The sequence below is a fragment of the Burkholderiales bacterium genome, from assembly GCA_036262035.1.
Taxonomy (GTDB): domain Bacteria; phylum Pseudomonadota; class Gammaproteobacteria; order Burkholderiales; family SG8-41; genus JAQGMV01.
Map to the genome: position 1 here is coordinate 104,043 of DATAJS010000029.1, position 22,512 is coordinate 126,554.

Consider the following 22,512-nt stretch of genomic DNA (forward strand, 5'->3'; position numbering starts at 1 on the left):
GATGCAGGCCGGCCGCAGGCTCCGGTTCCGGCTGCTCGTCCAGAGCGGTCTCTTCGTCGCGCTGTTCATCGCGCTGGTGATGCTGCTCGCGTACGCGGCGCAGCGTTACCACCGGGAGTGGGACATCACGCGCAGCGCGCGCAACACGCTGTCGCAGTCGACCCTCGACGTGCTGCGCCAGCTCGACGGGCCGCTGCACGTGACCGCGTACGCGGTCAGCCAGAGCGCGAGCGGCACCAACGTGCACAAGAAGATCGAAGAGGCCATGCGTCCGTATCGGCGGGCGAAGCCCGATCTCGCGCTGACGCTGGTCGATCCGCGCGAGGATCCCAAGCGCGCCGAAGCCGCGGGCATACGCACGCCCAACGAGATGGTCGTCGAGTATCGCAAGCGCACCGAGCGCATACCGCTGGGCGATTTCAGCGAGCAGAGCTTCGCCAACGCGCTGATGCGGCTGATGCGCGGCACCTCGAGCCTGGTCATGTGGCTCGAAGGCCACGGCGAGCGCAGGCTGGACGGCATCGCCAACCACGACCTCGGCGAGTTCGGGCGGCAGATCCAGCAGCGCGGGCTCAAGATCAACAGCGTGAACCTCGCGCTCGCGCAGGAAGTCCCGGCGAACGCTTCGGTGCTGGTGATCGCGAGCCCGCAGAGCGATCTCGCGCCGGCCGAGGTCGAAAAGATCGAGCGCTACGTGAGGAGCGGCGGCAACCTGCTGTGGCTGGTCGATCCCGAGCCGCTGCGCGGACTGCAGCCGCTCGCCGAAATGCTCGGGCTGGTGCTCACGCCCGGCACCATCGTCGATCCCACCCTGCGCGCGCGCAGCGGCCCGCCGGTGTTCGCGGTCGCGACGAGCTACGGTCAGCACCCGATCACCTCGGCGTTTCGCGAGAACAGCCTGTTCCCGTACGCGCGCCAGATCGGCGTCACCGAGATGGAAGACTGGCGCGTGACGCCGCTGATCGAGGTGGCGCCGCGCGGCTGGGTTGAGATGAGCAAGCTCGACGAGAAGCCGGTGTTCGACGCCTCGCACGACCTGCCCGGACCGGTCAACGTCGCTGCGGCGTTCGAGCGCACGGTGAACGAGAAGCAGCAGCGGATCGTCGTCGTCGGCAACGGCGCCTTCCTGTCCAACGCCTATCTCGGCAATGCCGGCAACCTGCAGCTCGGCGTCGCGACGCTCAACTGGCTCACCGCCGAGGACACGCTCGTCGCCATCGATCCGCGGCCGGCCCCCGACTCGCGCATCGAGCTCGACCAGACCGCGCTGTACCTGATCGTGCTCGGCTTCATCGTCGCGCTGCCGCTCGCGTTCGTCATCACCGGGATCGGCATCTGGTGGCGGCGCCGCAAGGCGGCGTGACCCCGGGGCAGCTCACGTGCGGTCGTGGCTGTCGCTGCTCGCCCTGGGGGTCGCCGTCGCAGCGCTCGCGTACTGGCTGGTCGGCGAGCCGGATGAGCGCGCGGAGGAAACGTACGCCGTGTCCTCGCTCAAAGCCGCCGACGTGACCCGCGTGAGGCTCGCCGGCAAAGCGCGCGGGGATACGCCGCCCGGCGAGATCGTGCTCGAGAAGCGCGACGGCATCTGGCGCTTCACCGCACCGTTCACCGGGCGCGCCGAAGCCCTGCCCATCGAGCGCCTGCTCTCCATCCTCGAAGCGCGGGCGACCGTCCGCTATCCCGCGACCGATCTCGCGCGCTACGGGCTCGATGCGCCGCTGGCGACGCTGACCGCCGACGACCGGACGATCGCGTACGGCGGCATCAATCCGACCACGCGCGAGCAGTACGTGCTCGCGGACGGCCACGTGCTGCCGCTCCCGGTCGCGTACGCCGCGGGCCTGCCGCGCAGCATCGACACGCTGTTCGCCAAGGCGCTGTTCGCGCCCGACGAGCGACAGCCGGTGCGCTTCGATCTTCCCGGCTACACCGTCGCGCTCGAAGACGGCACGTGGGCCGTCGCGCCGATCGACAACGACGCGGGCGCCGACGAGCGCAACACGTGGGTGGAAGCGTGGAAGAACGCGACCGCGCTCACGGTCGCCAAACATACCGCGGCGTTTCCGCACGAGACGGTGAAGGTGACGCTGAAAGACGGGCGCGAGATCACGCTCGGCATTGCGGAGCGCTCGCCCGACGTAGTGCTGGTGCGGCAGGACGACCGTGTGGCGTATCACTTCTTCGCCGGCGCCGGGCGCAAGCTGATCGCGCCGCCCGCGCCGGCCATCGACGACAAGGTGAACAAATGAAGCGCCGCGGCCTGCTCGCCGCGGCAGCCGCGCTGCCGCTGGTGCGGCTCGCGCGCGCGGCCTCGGGGCCGACGATCGACGTCAAGCGACTCGGCGCGTACGGCGACGGCCGCATGTCCGATCTCGCCACGGTGCGCGAAGCGATTCAAACCGCGGCGCGGCGGCCGGGCTCGACCGTCCTGTTTCCGCGCGGCCAGTACTTTCTCGGCACCGCGAGCGACAGCTATCTCGTCAGCGCCAAGGGACTGCGCGACGTGCGCATCGTCGGCGAAGACGCGACGATCGCCTGCCGCAGCGTGAACGGCACATCGACCATGCTCGAGCTGGAAGGCTGCCGCAACGTCACGGTGGAGGGGCTCGCGTTTCGCGATCACGGGCTGAAACGCGACGTGAACTGGCTGGGCGCCGCGGCGATCCGGCTGTCGAACGCGCGCAGCGCAGGCTGCCAGGACATCACCATCGCCCACTGCAGCTTCGATTCGGTGCTCGGCGCAGTGGTGTCGCGCTATACCGAGGACGACCCCGAGCTGCGCACGCGCGGTATCGAGCTCAGCGATCTCACGGTGCGGCGGTCATACTACGGCTTCAACTTCCAGGACAACGCCGACGACCTGGTCGCGCGGCGCATCCGCTGCGACGACGTCAAGCGCTCGTACTTCCCGTACGGCGTGAGCAACCACGATGTCGAGCTCGACACCGCGAACAACGCGACCGGCTTCACCGACGTGCTCATCAAGTGCTATCACCGCGATACGACGCGCATCAGGGTGCGCGTGCGCTGCCGCGGCAAGCGCGGCGGCGACGCCATCGTCGCGCTCGACAACCAGCACGAGCGCGGCCGCGGCACGATACGCGGCATCGACGTCTGGCTCGACGTCGACGACGCCGACTGCAAGCTCGACCGGGTCGTCCTCATCAGCTCGCTCGATCGCGACGGCCGCATCCAGAAGCACACCACCAATCGCTGGGACGACATCGCGCTCGACGGCAACGTGCGCATCTGCGACCAGACCAAGCTCATCGACATCATGAGCGTCGCGGCCACGCCCGGGACGCTGCGCATCGGCGCCGCGCTCGCGCGCAACCCGCGTCTGCCGGCGAGCTTTCCGGGGTTTCGCGCGACGGTTGCGCGTGCATCGTGAACGACGATGCCTGAGCTGCCGGAAGTCGAAACCACGAAACGCGGCCTCGCGCCGCATCTCGTGGGCAAACGCATCCGCACCGCGATCGTGCGCAACGCGGCGATGCGCCAGCCGGTGCCGAAGAAGCTGCCGCAGCTCGTCGCGGGCGCGACGATCGGGCGCGTCGAGCGGCGCGCGAAGTACCTGCTGATCGGCTGCGGACGCGGCACGCTCATCATCCATCTCGGCATGTCGGGCCGGCTGTGGCTGGTCGACGCCGCCGCGCCGGCCGAGCGGCACGATCACTTCGACCTCGTGCTCGACAACGGGACCGCGGTGCGGTTACGCGACCCGCGGCGCTTCGGGCTCGTGCTGTGGCAGACGGACGACCCCTTGCAGCATCCGCTGCTGGCGAGCATCGGGCCCGAGCCGCTGTCGCCCGATTTCACCGGCGCGACGCTGTACGACGCGACGCGCACGCGCACCGCGGCGGTCAAGCTCGTCCTCATGGACAGCCACGTCGTCGCCGGCGTCGGCAACATCTATGCGTCGGAGGCGCTGTTCCGCGCGAAGATCAATCCGAAGCTCGCGGCGCATCGCGTGAGCCGCGCGCGCTACGACGTGCTCGCGGACAAGGTGAAGGAGACGCTGCAGGCGGCGATCAGCGCGGGCGGCAGCACGCTGCGCGATTACGTCGGCGGCGACGGCCGCGCGGGCTACTTCCAGAACGAGCACCTGGTCTACGACCGCGCCGGCGAGCCGTGCTACACGTGCGGGACGCCGATCAGGGAACTGAAGCAGGGACAGCGGGCGACGTTCTATTGTCCGGTGTGTCAGCGGAGGTAGGCCTTGGAGCACGGCAATGAACCGCCAAGGACGCCAAGGAAAGCCAAACATCGCAAACGCATGACGACGCGGCGTTAGTTAACCTTTGCGTCCTTTGCGTCCTTTGCGGTTAAACGCTTTTAGCTTTTAAGCCGCTTTGGCCTGCGTCAGCTTGATGTATTTCTCCATCAGCTGCTCTTTGGTCTCGACGTGCTCGGGATCGAACGGGATGCAGTCGACGGGGCACACCTTCTGGCACTGCGGCTCGGCATGGTGGCCGACGCACTCGGTGCACTTGTTCGGATCGATGACGTAGTACTCCTCGCCCGCGGAGATCGCCTCGTTCGGGCACTCCGGCTCGCACACGTCGCAGTTGATGCATTCGTCGGTGATCATCAACGCCATCATTTGCCCCCGAGCTGCTTGATCTTCACTTTGAGCCGCTCCCCGACGTACGGCGGCACGAACTTGGACGTGTCGCCGCCGAGCACCGAGATCTCGCGCACGAGCGTCGCCGAGATGAACATGTGCTGCTCCCCGGGGGTGAGGAAGACCGTCTCGACATCGGGATACATGCCGCGGTTCATCCCTGCGAGCTGGAACTCGTATTCGAAGTCGGACACCGCGCGCAGTCCACGCACCACGACGCGGGCACCCTGCTCCTGCACGAACTTCATCAGCAGGCCGGAGAAACCCATCACCCGGACGTTGGGCAGGTCGGACAGCACGTGCTGCGCCATCTCCACGCGCTCGTCGAGGGTGAAGAACGGCCGCTTGGTCTTGCTGTCGGCCACCGCGAGGATGACGCGGTCGAAGAGCCGCGCCGCGCGGCGCGCGAGATCGGCGTGGCCGAGCGTGATCGGGTCGAACGTGCCCGGGTAGACCGCGGTGTGGCTCATGCGTCGGCTCTTCGTAAGAGTTGATAGGTGACCTGACCGGCGCGGCCGGATTTCGCGACCTGCCAGCCCTCGCCCCATTCGATCGCCGCGCCCGATTCGCAGTACACGAACGCATCGGGGTTCAGCAGACCGGGCAATGCGGGCCGGAGGCGCGCCCAGTAGTCAGCATCGAACGGCGGATCGAGAAACACCACATCGAATAAATCTTTGCCGCCGCGCACGAATTCTAGCGCATCGCCTCGAACGAGTTCCACCTGACGGGCGTCGAGCGCGGCCTTGTTCGCGCGCAGCGCGTCGAACACGGCGCGGTCGCGCTCGACCATGACCACGCGTGTAGCATTGCGCGACGCCGCTTCGAAACCGAGCGCGCCGCTGCCGGCGAAGAGATCGAGACAGGAACGACCGGTGAGGTCCTGGCCCAGCCAGTTGAAGAGCGTCTCGCGCACGCGGTCGGGCGTGGGCCGCAGCCCCTCGCGCGGCGTGAAGCGGATGCGCCGGCTGCGCCACGTCCCGCCGACGATGCGGATCTCGTTGGCGCTCACGATGCGTGCGACCCGGGTTACTGCGTCGCCGCCGCGGGTAATGCCGCCTGCCGCTCGGGCTGACCGACCACGACCGTGATCATGCGATCCGGATGCACGCGCTTCTGAAAAGCGGCCTTGATCTGCTCCGCCGTGACCGCCTCGACGCGCTTCACGAAGTCGTCGAGATAGGTGAGCGGCAGGCGATAGAAGCCGATGACCGCGAGGTACTCGTGGATCTTGCGGTTGCTGTCGATGCGCATCGGGAAACCGCCGATGATGTTCTTCTTCGCGGCCGCGAGCTCTTTCGCGGTGGGGCCGTTCGCGACGAAATCGGCCAGCGTCTTGCGCGCCACCGCCAGCGCTTCGCTCGCCTGCTCGCCCTTGGTCTGCATGCCGATGACGAACGGTCCTTCGCGCAGCATCGGGGCGAAGTAGCTGTACGCCGAGTACGCGAGGCCGCGCTTCTGCCGCACCTCGTCGGTCATGCGCGAGGTGAAGCCGCCGCCGCCGAGGATGTGGTTGCCGACGAAGAGCGCGAAGTAATCCGGATCGTCGCGGCGGATCCCGGTCGCGCCGATCATGATGTGGCTTTGCGTCGCCGGGTGCGTGATCCAGCGCGATTCCGCTTTCGCCGCTTCGGTGACCGGCGGCAGCGCCGGCGCGGCGCCTTCGGAAGACGGCAGGGGCGCCGTCAGCGATTCGGCGATCGCCGCCGCGTCGTCGCGGCTGACGTCGCCCATGATCGCGACGATCGCGCGATCGGCGGTGTAATAACGTTTGTAGAACGCGGTAAGGTCGTCGCGCGTCAGCTTCGAGACCGTTTCGACCTCGCCCGACGAGCGCAGGCCGTAGGGATGGGTGGGATAGACGAGCCGCTGGAACGCGCGCGAAGCGATCGTCTCGGGCTTGGTATCGGCTTCCTTCAGCGCCGCGATCAGCCGCGCTTTCTCGCGCTCCAGCACCGGCGCGGGAAACTCCGGCTGCGTGAGGATACGCATCAGCACGTCGAGGCCCGCGTCGCGCTCGCGCCTGCTCGACAGCATGCGCATGCCCACGCCGGCGCGATCGGTGTCCATTCGGCCGCCGTACTGCGCGCCGACGTCGGCGAGGCGCAGCGCGATCGCGTTCTCGTCCATGCCCCCGGCGCCCAGGCGCAGCATGTTGTTGGTCATGCTCGCCGCGCCGTTCTTCTCGCGCGTGTCGAAGCCCGAGCCCGCGGGGAAATCGACGCTCACGTCGAGCATCGGCAGGTCGTGGTTCTCGACGAACAGCACGCGGGCGCCGCGCTGGGTCTCCCACGTCTGTATCGGCAGCAGCGCGCTCGCGGCCTGCGCGAGCGCCATCAGCACCAGGCCGACCAGCCAGGCGGCGCGCTTACTGGCCATGGCGCAGTCCCGGCGGCGGGGCGCTCGGCTTCTTGCTGTCGAGCGGCTGGGGATCGAGATAGGCCACGGTGAGTCTTTCATCGACGAGATACTTTCTGGCAACTTCGCGCACCTGCTCCGCGGTGACCTCCTTCAGCTTGTCGACGAAGAGGTCGGCCGCGTTCGGCGGCAGGTCCGCCATGACGTTGCTGCCGATCTGGCGCGCCTGGTAGAACATCGAGTCGCGCTCGTAGACGTGAGAGGCCACAGCCTGCGATTTCACGCGCTGGAGCTCTTCTTCCGCGACGCCGTCCTTGATGAGCCTGGCGACTTCGTCGCGCAGCGCGCGCTCGGCGTCCTGCACCGTCTTGCCCTGTGCGGGCGTCGCGGAGAGATAGAACATCCCCGGCCCGCGCCCGACGCCGTCGTAGCTCGCTTCCGCGGACGACGCGACCCGCGCGCTGCGCACGAGGTTGCGGTTCAAACGCGCGGCCTCGTTGCCGTCGAGCACGTTGGCGAGCATCTCGAGCGCGAACGGCTCCCATTCCTTGCCGATGTCGCGCAGCACCGGCGCGTGATACGCCATCATCACGTACGGCAGCTCCGCGGGCGCCTTGACGGTGAACTGCCGGATGCCGAGCTGGCGCGGCTCCTCGGTGATCCGGCGCGGCGGCAGCGGCTTCTGCTTGAGCGGCCCGAAGTAGCGCTGCGCGAGCTTCTGCACCTCGGCCGCCGAGACGTCGCCGACCACGACGAGCGTCGCGTTGTTCGGCGCGTACCATTTGTCGTACCAGTCCTGCGCGTCCTCGACGCGCATGTTCTCGAGATCGCTCATCCAGCCGATGATCGGATGGCGGTACGGGTGCGCCTTGAGCGCCGCCGCCATGAGCTGCTCGAAGACCAGCGCGCGCGGGCGATCGTCGGTGCGCCAGCGGCGCTCTTCCATGACGACGCGGATCTCCTTCTTGAACTCCTCGGCCGAGAGCGTGAGGTTCGCCATGCGGTCGGCTTCGAGCTTCAGCGCGAGCTCGAGCTGGGATTTGTGCAGCGTCTGGAAGTAGCCGGTGTAATCGCGGCTGGTGAAGGCGTTGTCGCGGCCGCCGGCCTCCGCGATGATGCGCGAGTACTCCCCCGCCGGCACCGCTTTCGTGCCTTTGAACATCATGTGCTCGAGCACGTGCGCGACGCCCGTCGTGCCGTTCACTTCGTCGATGCTGCCCGCCTTGTACCAGACCATCACCACCGCGACCGGCGCGCGGCGGTCGGTCTTGACCAGGATGCGCATGCCGTTGGGCAGGCTGCTCTCGGCGATCGCCGCGCCGGCCGCCGCGTAGGCCCCGGCGGACGAAGCAAGCAGCACGGCGAACAGCGCCTGAAGTAGAGCTCGCAGGAGGATGGGCATGAAGGTGCGGGCGCTGGGCCTCGGAAAACGATGGGGTAGAATTGTAGCGAAGTCGCGTTTTCGCCCGCTTCTGCGTCATTCGGGCGACTGCGCTCCGCATGCAAGACGCGCACCGAACGCGCGTCCCGTTGTTTCAGACCGACTCCATCATGTTCAGTTTCCTCAAGCCGAAATCCCGTGCGCCGGCGCCTGCGCCCGAGACTGCCGACAAAGCCGACGAGGCTCCGGCAGCCGCGCCCGCCGCAGAAGCCGAGGGCGGCGGCGGCTGGTTCAGGCGTCTCAGGGACGGTCTCAGCAAGACGCGCCAGCAGCTCGGCGGCCAGCTCGTCGGCCTGTTCGGCGGCGGGCGCAAGCTCGACGAGGCGTTTTACGAAGAGCTCGAGACGGTGCTGCTCACCTCCGACGTCGGGGTCACCGCGACCGAGTTCCTGATCGAGAACCTGCGCGCGCGCGCGAAGCGCGAAGGCTACACCGAAGCTTCACAGTTGAGAGTCGCCCTCGCCGATCTGCTCATGCAGGAGCTCGAGCCGATCGCCAAACCGCTCGACGTGTCGACGCACAAGCCTTTCGTCATCATGCTGGCGGGCGTCAACGGCGCCGGCAAGACGACGTCGATCGGCAAGCTCGCGCATTACTACGGTAAACAGGGCAGGAAAGTGCTGCTCGCGGCCGGCGACACGTTTCGCGCGGCGGCGCGCGAGCAGCTCATCGCGTGGGGCGAGCGCAACAACGTCGCGGTCGTCGCGCCGCAGTCGGGCGACGCCGCGGCGGTCATTTACGATGCGATCAACGCCGCCACCGCGCGCGGCATCGACATCGTGCTCGCGGACACCGCGGGACGGCTGCCGACACAGCTGCACCTCATGGACGAGATCAGGAAGGTCAAACGCGTCATCGACAAGGCGATGCCCGGCGCGCCGCACGAAGTGCTGCTCGTGCTCGACGCCAACACCGGGCAGAACGGCCTGACGCAGGTGAAAGCGTTCGACGACGCGCTGCAGGTGACCGGGCTCGTCATGACCAAGCTCGACGGCACGGCCAAGGGCGGCGTGATCGCGGCGATCGCCCATACCCGGGCCAAAGCCGATCCGAAGAATCCGATCCCGCTGCGCTTCATCGGCGTCGGCGAGGGGCTCGACGACCTGCGGCCTTTCGACGCGCAGGATTTCGTCGCCGCGCTGCTCGGCGACGAGGAATGATCGAGCTCAAAGGCGTCGCCAAGCGCTATCCGGGCGGGCACGAAGCGCTGCGCGACGCGAACCTTTCGGTGCAGCGCGGCGAGATGGTCTTCGTCATGGGCCATTCGGGCGCCGGCAAGACCACGCTGCTCAAGCTGATCGCGGGCATCGAGCGGCCCAGTGCGGGCACGGTGCTCGTCAACGGACAGAACGTCGGCAGGCTCAAAGGCCGGGCGCTGCCGTACCTGCGGCGCAATCTCGGCCTGGTGTTCCAGGACCACAAGCTCCTCTTCGACCGCAACGCGTTCGCCAACGTGATGCTGCCGCTGGAGATCCACGGCTACGACCGGCGCGAGGCGGCGCGGCGCGCGCGTGCGGCGCTCGACAAGGTGGGGCTGCTCGCGCACGAGAAAGCGCTGCCGATCACGCTGTCGGGCGGCGAGCAGCAGCGCCTGTGCATCGCGCGCGCGGTGGTGCACCGTCCGGCGCTGCTCCTCGCCGACGAGCCGACCGGCAACCTCGACGCGGCGTACGCCGCCGAGATCGGCGAGCTCTTCCGCTCGTTCAACCAGGTCGGCGCCACCGTGGTCATCGCGACCCACGACCTGCAGCTCGCGGAGAGGCTGGCGCCGCGCATCGTCACCATCGCCGGCGGCCGCATCGACGGCATCCCCGCCGCCGCCGCCGCATGAGCGCCTGGCTCACGCAGCACGGCCGCGCCGCGGCCGCGACGTTGCGCAAGCTCGGCCGCGCACCGCTGACCACGCTGCTCAACGTGATCGTGGTCGGCATCGCGCTCGCGCTGCCGGCGGGGCTCTACGTCGGCCTCGTCAACATCCAGAAAGCGGTGCGCACGGTGTCGCCCGAGCCGCAGCTCACGGTGTTCCTGGCGCTCGACGCCACCAAGGCCGACGCGAGCGCGATCGACACCCGGCTCAAGCAGCATCCGCAGGTCGCGCGCCTGCGTTACGTGCCGCGCGAGCGCGCGCTGGAAGACCTCAAGCGCTCCACCGGCATGGGCGGCGTCGCCGAGGCGCTCGACAGCAACCCGCTGCCCGACGCGTTCGTGATCGATGCGTCGGACGGCGCGCCGGAAGCGATGGAGAAGCTGCGGGCGGAGCTCGCCGCGTGGCCCAAGGTCACGCACGTGCAGCTCGACGCCGAATGGGCGCAGCGTCTCGACGCGGCGCTCAAGCTCGGACGGGCGGCGCTGATGCTCTTCGGCACCGTGCTCGCGTTCGCGCTGGTCGCCATCACCTTCAACACCATCCGCCTGCAGATCCTGACCCAGCGCGAGGAGATCGAGGTCACCACCCTGATCGGCGCGACCGACGCGTTCATCCGCCGGCCATTCCTCTACTACGGAGGGGCGCTGGGGCTGCTGGGAGGACTGGCGGCGTGGGGCTTCGTGTGGGCGGCGACGGCGGTGCTGAACGGCGCGCTGGTCGACCTGTCGTACCTCTACGGCGCCCGCTGGGAGCTCGGCCAGCTCGGCTTGCGCGACAGCCTGAGCCTGCTCGGCTTCGCCGCTCTCCTCGGCTGGCTGGGCGCCTGGCTGTCGGTCGGGCGGCATCTCGCAAACGCCCGCCCGCGCTGAGTTTTTTCATGTTAGTGGGCGCTCACAGCCAATGGTGGCGCCACCCGAGCTTCGACGCTCAAGTCATTGGACAATCAAGCTTTTTAGCGCTTCACGGCACGGAACTAATCCCTCTTGCTGGCACTCTTAGTAGTTGAGTGCTAGACTGGAATCCATGCAACGAGGGAGGTTCAGGACTATGACGGCTTTCGCTTTACCCATACCCGCAGCGGGCAGCCTGGAGAGCTACGTTCAGACGGTGAACCGCTTTCCGATGCTGACCCAGGAGCAGGAGACCGCGCTGGCCCGTCGCTACCAGGCGCGCAACGACCTCGAAGCCGCGCGCGACCTCGTGGTGTCGCACCTGCGCGTGGTGGTGTCGATCGCCCGCGGCTACATGGGCTACGGCCTGCAGCAGGCCGATCTCATCCAGGAAGGCAACATCGGCCTCATGAAGGCCGTGAAGCGTTTCGACCCGGAGCGCGGCGTGCGCCTGGTGTCGTTCGCGGTGCACTGGATCCGCGCGGAGATCCACGAGTTCATCCTCAAGAACTGGCGCATCGTGAAGGTCGCGACGACCAAGGCCCAGCGCAAGCTCTTCTTCAACCTGCGCAGCATGAAGCCGGGCCTGGGCGCGCTCGGCACGACCGAGGCCAACCGGATCGCCGAGGAGCTCGGGGTCAAGAGCGAGGAAGTGGTCGAGATGGAGACCCGGCTTTCCGGCCAGGACATCGCGCTGGAGCCGCTCGGCGAGGACGATGAGGACAGGCCGTACGCACCGATCGCCTACCTCGCGGCGGAGGACGCCGAGCCCGGCGTACTGCTCGAGCGCGAGGAGACCACTCAGCGCCGCAGCCAGGGTCTCGAGCAGGCGCTCGCCGCGCTCGACGCGCGCAGCCGCCGCATCATCGAAGCGCGCTGGCTGAACGAGAAGCAGTCGGCGACGCTGCACGAGCTCGCCAGCGAGTTCGGCGTGTCGGCGGAGCGGATCCGGCAGATCGAGTCGAAGGCGCTCTCGAAGATGAAGGGCTCGATGGCGGCCGCCGCGTAAAAGGTCTCCGCGCGCTTATGCGCCCGGCGGCGCTACATGAAATGAAAAACCCGGCTGCGGCCGGGTTTTTTCTTTTCGTCATTCCCGAACCGCGATAGCGGAAGCTGTCGGGAATCCATTTTCATGGCGGCAAAGTCAAGGTGGGTCCCCGCCTTCGCGGGGATGACGCTGCGCGTCACCTTCACGGGGATGACGCTGCGCGTCACCTTCACGGGGATGACGGCGCGCTCACTCTTTCAGCAGGACTTTAACGTCGTTCAGGATCGCCTTCGCCCCGGCGCCGTATTGCCCGAACAGCCGCAGCCGCCCCTGCTTGTCGAACACGAACGTTCCCGCCGAGTGGTCCATGGTATAGCTCCCGCCGGGCTGCTGCTGTCTGGCGTAGTACACCTTGAACTCCTTGGCGGTGCGCGAGAGGTCCTCGGGCGTTCCGGACATGCCGAGGAAGGTCGGGTAGAAGGCCGGCACGTACTGCTTCAGCACGTCCGGCGTGTCGCGCTCAGGGTCGACCGTCACGAAGAGCACCTGGAATTTGTCCGCGTCGGAACCGAGCTCCCTGGCCACCGCAGCAAGCTCCGCCATCGTCGTCGGGCACGCGTCCGGGCAGTGCGTGAAGCCGAAGAACAGCACCACCACCTTGCCTTTGAAATCCGCGAGCGTGCGGCGCTGGCCGTTGTGGTCGGTGAGCTCGAGCGACTTGCCGAACGGCGCGCCGGTGACGTCGGTGAGCTGAAAGCTTTTGCTTTGCTCGCGGCCGCAGGCCGCGAGCAGCAGGACGGCGGCGAGCGCGACGGCGAAGAGGCGTCTCATCGAGGCGCTTCCGCAGTCAGACGAGGACCTTGAAGTAGTGGTCGATCAGCAGCGCCGCGAACAGCGATGCGAGGTACGTGATCGAGAAGCGGAAGGTGCGGCGCGCGAGCGTGTCGCTGTAGTCGCGGTAGATGCGGATCGCGTAGCGCAGGAACATCCCGCCGAGCACCACCGCCGCGGCGAGGTAGATCAGCCCGCTCATGCGCACCACGAACGGCAGCAGCGAGCACGCGAACAGGATCACGGTGTAGAGCAGCACGTGCAGCCGCGTGAACTTGTCGCCGTGCGTCACCGGCAGCATCGGCAGACCCGCCTTGGCGTATTCGTTCTTGCGATACAGCGCGAGCGCCCAGAAGTGCGGCGGCGTCCACGCGAAGATGATGAGGAAGAGCGTCAGCGCGTCGGCGGTGACTTCGCCGGTGACCGCCGCCCAGCCGAGCACCGGCGGCATCGCGCCCGAGGCGCCGCCGATCACGATGTTCTGCGGCGTGAGCGGCTTGAGGATCACGGTGTAGACGATCGCGTAGCCGACGAACGTGGCGAGCGTGAGCCACATCGTCAGCGGGTTGACGAACTGGTGCAGGACGGCGAGCCCGATCCCGCCGATGACGCCCGCGAAGGCGAACGTCTCGCGCGAGGTGAGCTGCCCGCGCGGCAGCGGGCGGCGGCTGGTGCGCAGCATGATCGCGTCGATCTTCTGCTCGACGAGGCAGTTCACCGCAGCCGCGGCGCCCGCGACGAGCGCGATACCGACGGTCGCGGCAAGCAGCGGCTGGAGCGGCACCGCGCCGGGCACCGCGAGGAACATGCCGATCACCGCCGTGAAGACGATGAGCGACACCACGCGAGGCTTGGTGAGCTGGTAGAACTGCTGGAGGCGGGAGCCGAAAGGCTGCCCTGCTACGCTCGTGGACATCAGGGCGTCGGCGGGAGGTCAGCGCGGGAAAGGGCGAAGTTTATCATCACGAGCGTCACCAGCAAAATCGCGGCCACGGCGTTGTGGGCGACCGCGACCGGCAGCGGCAGTCCGGCCAGGATGTTGGCGACGCCGAGGGCGATCTGCGCGATCAGCACCACCGCCAGCGCCGCCGCATAACGGCCGAGGCCGCGCGCGCGCGACAGTGCAAAAGCGAGCGTCCCCACGTAAATCAGCGTCACCAGCGCGCCGACGCGATGCGTCCAGTGGATCGCGGTCAGCGCTTCGTACGCGAGGTGCTCGCCCGCCGCGGTCCGGCCGAGCTCGCGCACGAGCTGGAAGCCGTGGCGGAAATCCATGTCGGGCCGCCACACGCCGTGGCACGTCGGGAAATCGATACACGCGAGCGCCGCGTAGTTGCTCGAAACCCACCCGCCGAGCGCGATCTGCGTGAACACGACCGCGATGGCGATGAGCGCCCACGGCCGCAGCTTGCGGGCGGCGGTCCGATCGACGGCGGGCCGCCCATCGAGCTGCCGCAGGAAGAGCCACACCAGCAGCGCCAGCGTGGTCATGCCCCCGAGCAGGTGCAGCGTGACGATCACCGGTTTCAACAGCAGCGTCACCGTCCACATGCCCAACAGGCCTTGCAGGACGACCAGCACGAACAGCGTGGAGGCGAGCGCCGGCGAGCGCGGAAGCTTCTCGCGCCAGCGCCACGCAAGCACCGCGAGGCCCAGGATCAGCAGCCCCAGCGTGCTGGCGATGTAGCGATGGAACATCTCCTTCCACGCTTTCCTCATCGACACCGGGCCGTGCTCGCCGCCCTGCGCTTGCACGGCTTTCGCGATGCTCTCTTCGGCATGCGCGGGCGAGAGCTCGCCGTAGCAGCCCGGCCAGTCGGGACAACCGAGCCCGGCATCCATCAAGCGCACGAAACCACCGACCACGACCACGACGAACGCGAGGCACGCAGCGGCCAGCGCGAGCCTTTTGTAGAGCGTGTTCATTTCCAGTCGGAATAGCGCACGAGGCGCGACACGTCCTTCAGGACGCCGCGCGGATCGGGATTTTCGGGAAAGCGCATCATCAGGTTGCCGAGCGGATCTATGACGTAGATGTGCGCCGTCGGCGTCGTCGGCGCGGGAAACGCGGCGAGCACCGCGCTCCCCGGCGCGCGCACCACGCGCAGCCCCGGGTGCTCGCCGACCACCGCGGTGTTCGGGAACATGTCGTCGTTCACCAGCCAAACGCGCTCGATGCGATCGCTGTTCTTGCCCTGGGCGAGCCTCACCTGCCGCATGTAGAGGAGCTTGGTACGGCAACGCTCGTCGCACGCCGAGCCGTCGATGCTGACGAGCACCCACGAGCCCTTGAGATCCGCGAAGCTGAAAGGCCGCGTGTCGACGCCGGCGAGCGTCGCCGCCGGCACCGGCTGCGGCGTGAGCAGCTCGCCGTAATTGACGTGGCCGCTCGGCTGGAGCCAGTAGTACGCGACGAACGACGCGACGACCGGCGCCGCGCACAGCGCGAGCACCAGCCACAGGGTGAGTCGGTTACGCCGCGGGCGGTTCGGCGCCGGGGTTTGGTCGTTTGCGTTTGAGCTGAGTGTAGGCATAGAAGATCGTGAGTGTGGCGGCGAGCGCGAACCATTGGAATGCGTAGCCGTAATGCTTTTCGATACCGAAGTCGGGTGCGGGCCATTCCCGCTGGAGGCCGTCGTCGAGCGCGCTGTCCTGGCGCAGCACGAAAGGCTGCACCGCGATCGGCGTCATCTGGGTGTAGCGCTGTATGGTCAGGTTCTGCACGATGCGGCCTTCGACGACGGTGTCGCTGCGCTCGAAGGCGCCGCGGTGGGGCACGGTCGCAGTGCCGGAGACGGTGACCGGTCCCCGCGGGGTCTTCACCGCGGGCAGCTCGGAGCGCAGGGCCGGCCGCGCCACCCAGCCGCGGTTCACCAGCACGCGCACCTCGCTGCCTTCGATCTTCAGCGGCATCACGACGTGGTAGCCCGGCACGCCGTGGTGAATGCGGTTGTCGACGAACACCGCGCGCTGCGGCTCGAACACGCCGCGCGCTTCGATGCGGCGCAGGTCGATGCCCTCGGGCGACAGGGCTTCGCGTCCCACGTTGATCGGGGGCTGCGCGGCCATCGTCTCGTAGCGCTCCTTGATCGCGCGCTTCTGCGCGGCGCGGTCGAGCTGCCAGTTGCCCAGCGCGAGCGTCACGGCCACGCCGATCGCAGTCGCGAGCGCCGGCCACCAGCGGCTGCGCTTTTCAGGCAGCTTCATCGCGGGCGAGCGTGTACACTGGCCGCATGCGTCTGGTCGTGTTCATCTTTCTCGCGTTCATACTCTTCAGCCTGTTCTCCGGGCTGTACTACGTCTGGAAAGACAAAGGCCGTTCGGACCGTGCGGTGAAAGCGCTCACCGTGCGCGTCATCCTTTCCATCGTGCTCTTCCTGATGCTCGTGATCGGCTTCCAGCTCGGCCTTTTCCACCACAAGCTCTGATCGCGCGATGAACGGGTTCGACCCGTTCACCGGTTCATCCGTTCACGGCCTCAAAAAAAACGCCGCACGTCACTCGTGCGGCGTTCCTCCCTACTGACTGACGAGTACCGTTGTTCTTCGCGCTTTTTTCTTCGTGTTCTTTTTGTTGGGGTTTTGTGCGCGTTATAGCCAGTAGACGAAGATGAAAAGTCCCAGCCAAACGACGTCGACGAAGTGCCAGTACCAGGCCACGCCTTCGAACCCGAAGTGGTGCTCGGGCTTGAAGTGCCCGGCGACGCTGCGGAAAAGGATCACGATCAGCATGATCGTGCCGACCGTCACGTGGAAGCCGTGGAATCCGGTCAGCATGTAGAACGTCGAGCCGTACGCGCCCGAGCTGATCTTCAGGTTGAGCTCGCCGGCCGCGTGGATGTATTCGTAGGCCTGCAGCGAGAGGAACAGGATGCCCAGCCCGACCGTCAGCACGAGACCCCAGATGAGCTGCGAGCGGTTGTTCTTGAGCAGGCCCCAGTGCGCCCACGTCACGGTCGCGCCGGAGGTCAGCAGGATCAGCGTGTTGATCGCCGGGATGCCCATCGCTTCCATCGGCGTGAACTGCTCGGTGATGCCGGGGCCGGCGGTGGGCCACGCCGCCTTGAAGCCGGGCCACAGCAGCTGCTGGCTTTCGAGTCCGCCGAGGTCGGGCACCGACAACACCCGCATGTAGAACAGCGCGCCGAAGAACGCGCCGAAGAACATCACCTCGGAGAAGATGAACCAGCCCATCGCCCAGCGGAAGCCGGTGTCGACCTGCTTGTTGTAGGCGCCGCCTTCGGACTCGTGCGCGACCGTGCTGAACCAGCCGGCCAGCATGTAGAAGAGCACGAAGAGGCCCGCGAACGTCACGTACTTGGCCCAGCCGACTCCGTTGAACCACGACGCGGCGCCGAGCGCCATCAGGAGCAGCGCGAACGAGCCGAAGATCGGCCACGTAGAAGGCTGCGGGACGTAATAACGTGTGGATTGGCTCAACATCTCAAGGCTCCCCTACTCTCGAATTCTTGACCTCAGCTCGTGATGAACCGCACGAGCGTGACGAGGCATATCACAAAAATAACCGCGCCGATGATGCCGGCCACGATGACCTGCACCGGCTTGAGGGTGACGAAATCCTTCTCGTGGGCCGCGCGCTTGCGGATCCCGAGGAACGACCAGAGCACCGCTTTGGCGACGTCGAGCGGTCCTGCGCTACGTTTGGTCGAAGGCTCGCTCACGGCGATCACCCGTCGCTCCCCGTCCGCTCGGTCGCCGCGGAAGTCTTGCCGTCGCGGCCTTCGACCGCGAAGAAGGTGTACGACATGGTCACGAAGTTCACGTCTTCGGGCAGCTGGGGGTCAACGACGAAGACCACGGGCATGGTGCGCGTCTCGCCGGGCTGCAGCGTCTGCTGCGAAAAGCAGAAGCACTCGAGCTTCTTCATGTGGCGCCCCGCGACCTGCGGACCCCAGCTCGGGATCGCCTGTCCGGTCACCACGCGGTTCGAGTTGTTGTGCACCTCGAAGTCGGCCGTGACGAGCTCGCCGGGATGGAAAGTGACCTGGTGCGCGAGCGGCCGGAAGGTCCACGGCAGATCGCTGCGCAGGTTGGTGTCGAACTGCATCGTCACCGTGCGCGACTTGTCGACCTGTGTGTTCTTCGCGACGTCGTCGGCGCTCGCGAGGTTGGTCAGGCCGGTGAGGTCGCAGAGCGTGCGGTAGAACGGCACCATCGCGAAGCCGAAGCCGAACATCACGCACGTGACCACCGCGAGCTTGGTCAGCATGGTGCGGTTGCCGCGCTTGCGATCGTCCGTTTCGGGGTTCATCGCATCCACCAGAATCTGGCCACGATGCCGACGAAGAAGGCGAGCGCGATGGACAGCAGGATCAGCGCCGTCCGCGTCTTTCTGTTCATCGCGCGCTCCATCGACAGGCTACGCCTTTTTTACTTGACCACCGGCGGGGTTTCGAACGTGTGGTACGGCGCCGGCGAGGGCACGGTCCACTCGAGGCCTTCCGCGCCTTCCCAGGTGTGGTCGGGCGCCTTGGCGCCGCCCTTGATGCACTTGATCACCACCCACAGGAAGATGAGCTGCGACAGGCCGAAGCCGAAAGCGCCGATCGTCGAGATCATGTTGAAGTCGGCGAACTGCAGCGAGTAGTCCGGGATGCGGCGCGGCATGCCGGCGAGGCCCGAGAAGTGCATCGGGAAGAACGCGACGTTGAAGAAGATCATCGAGCCCCAGAAGTGCCACTGGCCGAGCTTCTCGTCGTACATGTGGCCGGTCCACTTCGGGATCCAGTAATACACGCCGCCGAACAGCGCGAACAGCGAGCCCGCGACCAGCACGTAGTGGAAGTGCGCCACGACGTAGTAGGTGTCCTGGAGCTGGATGTCGATCGGCATGATCGCGAGCACTAGGCCGGTGAAGCCGCCCATCGAGAACACGAAGATGAACCCTATGGCGAACAGCATCGGCGTCTCGAACGTGAGCGAGCCTTTCCACATCGTCGCGATCCAGTTGAACACCTTCACGCCGGTGGGCACCGCGATGAGCATCGTCGCGTACATGAAGAACAGCAGGCTCGCCGCGCCCATGCCGACGGCGAACATGTGGTGCGCCCACACGATGAACGACAGGATCGCGATCGAGGCAACCGCATAGACCATCGACGAGTAGCCGAAGAGGGGCTTGCGCGAGAACGCCGGCACGATCTGCGACACGATGCCGAACGCCGGCAGGATCATGATGTAGACCTCCGGGTGTCCGAAGAACCAGAAGATGTGCTGGAACATGACCGGGTCGCCGCCGCCCGCGGCGTTGAAGAAGTTGGTGCCGAAGTGACGGTCGGTGAGCACCATGGTGATGGCGCCCGCGAGCACCGGCATCACCGCGATGAGCAGATACGCGGTGATCAGCCACGTCCAGACGAACAGCGGCATCTTCATCAGCGTCATGCCGGGCGCGCGCATGTTGAGGATCGTGGTCACGATGTTGATCGAGCCCATGATCGACGAGGCGCCCATGATGTGCAGGCCGAAGATCGCGAGGTCCATGCCCGGACCCATCTGGGTCGAGAGCGGCGCGTAGAGCGTCCAGCCGGCCGCGGTCGCGCCGCCGGGAACGAAGAACGAGGCGACGAACAGGATCGCCGCCGGCGGAAGCAGCCAGAAGCTCCAGTTGTTCATCCGCGCGAAGGCCATGTCGGGCGCGCCGATCATGAGCGGGATCTGCCAGTTCGCGAAGCCCACGAACGCCGGCATGATCGCGCCGAAGACCATGATGAGACCGTGCATCGTGGTGAGCTGGTTGAAGAAGTGCGGCTCCCACAGCTGCAGGCCGGGCTGGAACAGCTCGGCGCGCAGCATCAGCGCGAGGATGCCTCCCACGATGAACATCGAGAAGCTGAACCAGAGGTACAGCGTGCCGATGTCCTTGTGGTTGGTCGTGGTGACCCAGCGCATGAATCCCGTCGGGTGATGCGCATGGTCGTGGTCACCGTGGCCGTGGCCGTGATCGTGTGCGTGTGCGGCTTCCATCAATGAATCTCCTGATGCGCTGATTATTTACGTGCGGCCTTGATGTCGGCGGGCGTGACCATCTCGCCGGTCTTGTTGTCCCACGAGTTGCGCTCGTAGGTGACGACCGATGCGATCTCGACGTCCGACAGCTGCTTGAACGGCTGCATGGCGGTGCCGGGCTTGCCGTTCAGCACGATGTTGATGTGCGCGGCCTTGTCGCCGGTGGCGATCTTGCTGCCGGAGAGCGCCGGGAAGGTGCCCGGGATGCCCTGGCCGTTCGCCTGGTGGCACGCCACGCAGTGGCCGGCGTAGACCTTCTCGCCCTGCGATTTCAGCTCGTCGAGCGTCCACTGCTTGGCGGGATCGGCGGCCGCGGTCGCGGCGGCGCTCGTCGCGGCGACTTTCTTCTTCTGCTCGGCGATCCACGCGTCGTATTTCGGCTGCTCGACCACTTCAACCACGATCGGCATGAAGCCGTGGTCCTTGCCGCAGAGCTCCGCGCACTGGCCGCGGTAGGTGCCGACCTTGTCGGCCTTGAACCAAATATCGCGGACGAAGCCCGGAATCGCGTCCTGTTTCACGCCGAAGGCCGGAATCCACCAGGCGTGGATCACGTCATTGGCGGTGGTGATCACGCGGACCTTCTTGCCGACCGGGACGACGACCGGGTTGTCGACTTCGAGCAGGTAATGCTCGTTCGCCTGGCGCGCGGCCTCGTTGCCGCCGTCGATCTGCTCGCGCGGCGTGGCGAGGTTGCTGTAGAAGCTGACGCCCTCGTTGAGGTAGTCGTAGCCCCACTTCCACTGGTAGCCGGTGGCCTTGATGGTGATGTCCGGATTGGACGTGTCCTTGTAGGCGAGGATGGTCTTGGTCGCCGGGTACGCCATGCCGATCAGGATGAGGAAAGGCACGATCGTCCACGCGATCTCCACCGTGGTGTTCTCGTGGAACTGCTGCGCCTGGTGCCCGACCGATTTGCGGTGCTTCACGATCGCCACGGTCATGAAACCGAAGACCACGACGAAGATCGCGAAAATGATCCACATGATCAGCGTGTGCAGATCGTAGATCTGGTTCGCGATGATCGTCTGCGGAGGCTGCAGGTTGTACTGATTCGCCCACGCCGCGCCCGTGATGAGCGCAAACGCCGCCGCGGTTGCGGCTGCGAACGTTCTCCCCGACTTGCTGCTCATGCTTTCCTCACCTGTCCTGTTTGATTCGCTTCTGGCGCGTCGCTTCTCGCGCACCGTCACTTCCCGCGTGGCTGCGGGCGAAAATCACCCGTCACCCGCGAAGCTCGCGCATCAGCTCGCGCGCGAGGTCCAACCGACGTTCCTCGCACAGATGGCGCCCGACCGGAATCTCACGCCCATGCGTACGCAGCGCCAGATGCCCGCCGTCCGCGTCGCAAACGACTTTCGCCCAATGACGATTGAGCTCCAGCCGCTTTACGTGAGGACCGTCCTGCGATTCGATCGCGACGGTACCGCCTCGAATCGTGATGCGCTCGAAATCGGCGGCGTGGCGTTCCATGTAGCGAAACGCGCAGTACAGCGCCGTCATTTCGATCGCCGCGTAAGGCAGCACCGGCCACGCATCGAACACCACGTAAAAACCGGTCGCGATGCCGAGCGACACGAAAAGAATGAAAGCGAAGACGAGCTGCCGACCGGAGGAAGAGAGGGAATTGTTGCGGCGCGCGGTATAAACGTACTCGGCCGTTTCCCCTCCGGCGACGCACTTCATCCGAGCATTCCTCGAGTTGCCGCACGAGCCAAAAAACCCGCGGAATTTAACATAGTGGAAGGATGACTGGCAATTACGGGCGACTCTTCACGCATCGCTACACCGATTACACGATCCGTGTCGAGTCCACGTAGTGCGCAATCGATGCCGGTTCCGGCGTGCGCGTATGCGGAATACGCGCGACGAGCGGCGCGCGCAGGCGCGTCTTCAACGCTTCGACGTTGTCCTCGGCATACATCATGTCGGCGTCGACATGACTGGCGACCCAGCCTGCAAGGTGCAAGCCCGAGGCACGCACCGCATCCGCGGTGAGCAGCGCGTGATTGAGACAGCCCAGGCGCATGCCGACGACGATCACGACCGGTAATGCGAGCCGTCGCGCGAGGTCTGCGGTATCGACGCCGGGCCCGAGCGGCACGCGGAAGCCGCCGGCGCCTTCGACCACGACGCGGTCGGCGAGCGCCGCCAGCCCCGCGTATGCCGATGCGATACGCTCGAGGTCGATCGTCACGCCTTTTTGCGCTGCGGCGATGTGCGGCGCGATCGGCGGCTCGAAACAGTACGGGTTGACCAGGTCGAGCGTTGCATCGACGTTGCCCGCCGCGCGCATCGCGATCACGTCTTCGTTGACGAGCACGCCGTTCTCGACCGTCGCCCCTGCTGCGACCGGCTTCATGCCGACGGCCCGCAAGCCGCGCTGGGCGTACGCATGAAGCAGCGCGCACGTAAACAGGGTCTTGCCCACACCCGTATCGATACCGGTGACGAACACGCCCTTCACGCCTTCACCCTTCACCCT

At 66.8% G+C, this 22,512-nt stretch carries 27 protein-coding genes; 9 read left to right on the forward strand and 18 right to left on the reverse strand.

Going from position 1 to position 22,512, the window contains the following annotated elements; genetic code table 11:
• Position 1 precedes the first annotated feature (1 nt).
• From VHP37_28545 to mutM, 4 genes are read left to right on the forward strand one after another with little or no spacing between them, the layout of a single operon-like run.
• Positions 2-1,363, forward strand: a complete 1,362-nt coding sequence (locus VHP37_28545) for a GldG family protein (protein HEX2830321.1) — start codon at positions 2-4, stop codon at positions 1,361-1,363.
• Between the two features lie 16 nt (positions 1,364-1,379).
• Positions 1,380-2,249: a DUF4340 domain-containing protein gene (locus tag VHP37_28550; protein ID HEX2830322.1), complete on the forward strand. Its 870-nt coding sequence runs from the start codon at positions 1,380-1,382 to the stop codon at positions 2,247-2,249.
• Positions 2,246-3,391, forward strand: coding sequence for a hypothetical protein (locus tag VHP37_28555; protein HEX2830323.1), 1,146 nt, complete (start codon positions 2,246-2,248; stop codon positions 3,389-3,391). The genes VHP37_28550 and VHP37_28555 overlap by 4 nt, the downstream gene beginning before the upstream one ends.
• A gap of 6 nt (positions 3,392-3,397) precedes the next feature.
• Positions 3,398-4,216 carry a bifunctional DNA-formamidopyrimidine glycosylase/DNA-(apurinic or apyrimidinic site) lyase gene (gene mutM, locus VHP37_28560; protein HEX2830324.1) on the forward strand — a complete coding sequence of 273 codons (819 nt, stop codon included), beginning with the start codon at positions 3,398-3,400 and terminating at the stop codon, positions 4,214-4,216.
• Positions 4,217-4,342: 126 nt separating this feature from the next.
• Here mutM and VHP37_28565 read toward each other — a convergent pair whose 3' ends face one another.
• Genes VHP37_28565 through VHP37_28585 form a run of 5 tightly spaced genes read right to left on the reverse strand, consistent with a single transcriptional unit; the run spans position 4,343 to position 8,384 of the window.
• Positions 4,343-4,600 (reverse strand): YfhL family 4Fe-4S dicluster ferredoxin, encoded by a 258-nt coding sequence (locus tag VHP37_28565; protein ID HEX2830325.1) that lies wholly within the window; start codon positions 4,598-4,600, stop codon positions 4,343-4,345.
• Complete coding sequence (gene coaD / locus VHP37_28570; protein HEX2830326.1) at positions 4,600-5,094, reverse strand: pantetheine-phosphate adenylyltransferase; 495 nt, start codon at positions 5,092-5,094, stop codon at positions 4,600-4,602. The genes VHP37_28565 and coaD overlap by 1 nt, the downstream gene beginning before the upstream one ends.
• On the reverse strand, positions 5,091-5,636 hold the full coding sequence (gene rsmD, locus VHP37_28575; GenBank protein ID HEX2830327.1) for a 16S rRNA (guanine(966)-N(2))-methyltransferase RsmD: 546 nt from the start codon (positions 5,634-5,636) through the stop codon (positions 5,091-5,093). The genes coaD and rsmD overlap by 4 nt, the downstream gene beginning before the upstream one ends.
• 17 nt (positions 5,637-5,653) lie before the next feature.
• Complete coding sequence (locus VHP37_28580) at positions 5,654-7,003, reverse strand: pitrilysin family protein (GenBank protein HEX2830328.1); 1,350 nt, start codon at positions 7,001-7,003, stop codon at positions 5,654-5,656.
• The gene (locus VHP37_28585) at positions 6,993-8,384 is read right to left on the reverse strand and encodes a pitrilysin family protein (protein HEX2830329.1); all 1,392 of its coding nucleotides are present in this window, start codon (positions 8,382-8,384) and stop codon (positions 6,993-6,995) included. Before VHP37_28585 ends, VHP37_28580 begins: the two co-directional genes overlap by 11 nt.
• Before the next feature lie 149 nt (positions 8,385-8,533).
• On the opposite strand from VHP37_28585, the gene ftsY reads away from it, so the two are divergent.
• The 4 genes from ftsY (at position 8,534) to rpoH (ending at position 12,189) form a co-directional block, all read left to right on the forward strand.
• Positions 8,534-9,583 carry a signal recognition particle-docking protein FtsY gene (gene ftsY / locus VHP37_28590; GenBank protein ID HEX2830330.1) on the forward strand — a complete coding sequence of 350 codons (1,050 nt, stop codon included), beginning with the start codon at positions 8,534-8,536 and terminating at the stop codon, positions 9,581-9,583.
• Positions 9,580-10,254 (forward strand): cell division ATP-binding protein FtsE, encoded by a 675-nt coding sequence (gene ftsE, locus VHP37_28595; GenBank protein ID HEX2830331.1) that lies wholly within the window; start codon positions 9,580-9,582, stop codon positions 10,252-10,254. Before ftsY ends, ftsE begins: the two co-directional genes overlap by 4 nt.
• Positions 10,251-11,159: a permease-like cell division protein FtsX gene (gene ftsX, locus VHP37_28600; GenBank protein HEX2830332.1), complete on the forward strand. Its 909-nt coding sequence runs from the start codon at positions 10,251-10,253 to the stop codon at positions 11,157-11,159. The genes ftsE and ftsX overlap by 4 nt, the downstream gene beginning before the upstream one ends.
• Positions 11,160-11,337: 178 nt before the next feature.
• A complete protein-coding gene (gene rpoH, locus VHP37_28605; GenBank protein HEX2830333.1) occupies positions 11,338-12,189 on the forward strand; it encodes an RNA polymerase sigma factor RpoH in 852 nt (283 codons plus the stop codon).
• Between the two features lie 228 nt (positions 12,190-12,417).
• Here rpoH and VHP37_28610 read toward each other — a convergent pair whose 3' ends face one another.
• The 5 genes from VHP37_28610 to VHP37_28630 are packed head-to-tail and all read right to left on the reverse strand — an operon-like array spanning position 12,418 to position 16,206.
• Entirely contained in the window at positions 12,418-12,999 is a 582-nt protein-coding gene (locus VHP37_28610; GenBank protein HEX2830334.1) for an SCO family protein, read from the reverse strand.
• A 16-nt stretch (positions 13,000-13,015) separates the two neighbouring features.
• Positions 13,016-13,915 (reverse strand): heme o synthase, encoded by a 900-nt coding sequence (cyoE, locus tag VHP37_28615; GenBank protein ID HEX2830335.1) that lies wholly within the window; start codon positions 13,913-13,915, stop codon positions 13,016-13,018.
• On the reverse strand, positions 13,915-14,925 hold the full coding sequence (locus VHP37_28620; GenBank protein ID HEX2830336.1) for a COX15/CtaA family protein: 1,011 nt from the start codon (positions 14,923-14,925) through the stop codon (positions 13,915-13,917). Before VHP37_28620 ends, cyoE begins: the two co-directional genes overlap by 1 nt.
• Positions 14,922-15,533, reverse strand: a complete 612-nt coding sequence (locus tag VHP37_28625; GenBank protein HEX2830337.1) for a cytochrome C oxidase subunit I — start codon at positions 15,531-15,533, stop codon at positions 14,922-14,924. The genes VHP37_28620 and VHP37_28625 overlap by 4 nt, the downstream gene beginning before the upstream one ends.
• Complete coding sequence (locus VHP37_28630; GenBank protein HEX2830338.1) at positions 15,472-16,206, reverse strand: SURF1 family protein; 735 nt, start codon at positions 16,204-16,206, stop codon at positions 15,472-15,474. The genes VHP37_28625 and VHP37_28630 overlap by 62 nt, the downstream gene beginning before the upstream one ends.
• A gap of 26 nt (positions 16,207-16,232) precedes the next feature.
• On the opposite strand from VHP37_28630, the gene VHP37_28635 reads away from it, so the two are divergent.
• Positions 16,233-16,427 (forward strand): twin transmembrane helix small protein, encoded by a 195-nt coding sequence (locus tag VHP37_28635; GenBank protein HEX2830339.1) that lies wholly within the window; start codon positions 16,233-16,235, stop codon positions 16,425-16,427.
• Positions 16,428-16,589: 162 nt separating this feature from the next.
• On the opposite strand, the gene VHP37_28640 is transcribed toward VHP37_28635, so the two are convergent.
• From VHP37_28640 to bioD, 8 genes are all read right to left on the reverse strand, one after another.
• Complete coding sequence (locus VHP37_28640) at positions 16,590-17,441, reverse strand: cytochrome c oxidase subunit 3 (GenBank protein ID HEX2830340.1); 852 nt, start codon at positions 17,439-17,441, stop codon at positions 16,590-16,592.
• A 32-nt stretch (positions 17,442-17,473) separates the two neighbouring features.
• Positions 17,474-17,686: a DUF2970 domain-containing protein gene (locus tag VHP37_28645; GenBank protein HEX2830341.1), complete on the reverse strand. Its 213-nt coding sequence runs from the start codon at positions 17,684-17,686 to the stop codon at positions 17,474-17,476.
• Positions 17,686-18,270: a cytochrome c oxidase assembly protein gene (locus VHP37_28650; protein HEX2830342.1), complete on the reverse strand. Its 585-nt coding sequence runs from the start codon at positions 18,268-18,270 to the stop codon at positions 17,686-17,688. The genes VHP37_28645 and VHP37_28650 overlap by 1 nt, the downstream gene beginning before the upstream one ends.
• Positions 18,267-18,359, reverse strand: a complete 93-nt coding sequence (locus VHP37_28655; protein HEX2830343.1) for a cytochrome oxidase small assembly protein — start codon at positions 18,357-18,359, stop codon at positions 18,267-18,269. Before VHP37_28655 ends, VHP37_28650 begins: the two co-directional genes overlap by 4 nt.
• A 30-nt stretch (positions 18,360-18,389) precedes the next feature.
• The gene (ctaD, locus tag VHP37_28660; GenBank protein HEX2830344.1) at positions 18,390-19,985 is read right to left on the reverse strand and encodes a cytochrome c oxidase subunit I; all 1,596 of its coding nucleotides are present in this window, start codon (positions 19,983-19,985) and stop codon (positions 18,390-18,392) included.
• Between the two features lie 23 nt (positions 19,986-20,008).
• Entirely contained in the window at positions 20,009-21,160 is a 1,152-nt protein-coding gene (gene coxB / locus VHP37_28665; GenBank protein ID HEX2830345.1) for a cytochrome c oxidase subunit II, read from the reverse strand.
• Between the two features lie 91 nt (positions 21,161-21,251).
• Positions 21,252-21,713 (reverse strand): DUF2244 domain-containing protein, encoded by a 462-nt coding sequence (locus VHP37_28670; GenBank protein HEX2830346.1) that lies wholly within the window; start codon positions 21,711-21,713, stop codon positions 21,252-21,254.
• A 106-nt stretch (positions 21,714-21,819) separates the two neighbouring features.
• The gene (bioD, locus tag VHP37_28675) at positions 21,820-22,509 is read right to left on the reverse strand and encodes a dethiobiotin synthase (GenBank protein ID HEX2830347.1); all 690 of its coding nucleotides are present in this window, start codon (positions 22,507-22,509) and stop codon (positions 21,820-21,822) included.
• Positions 22,510-22,512 lie beyond the last annotated feature (3 nt).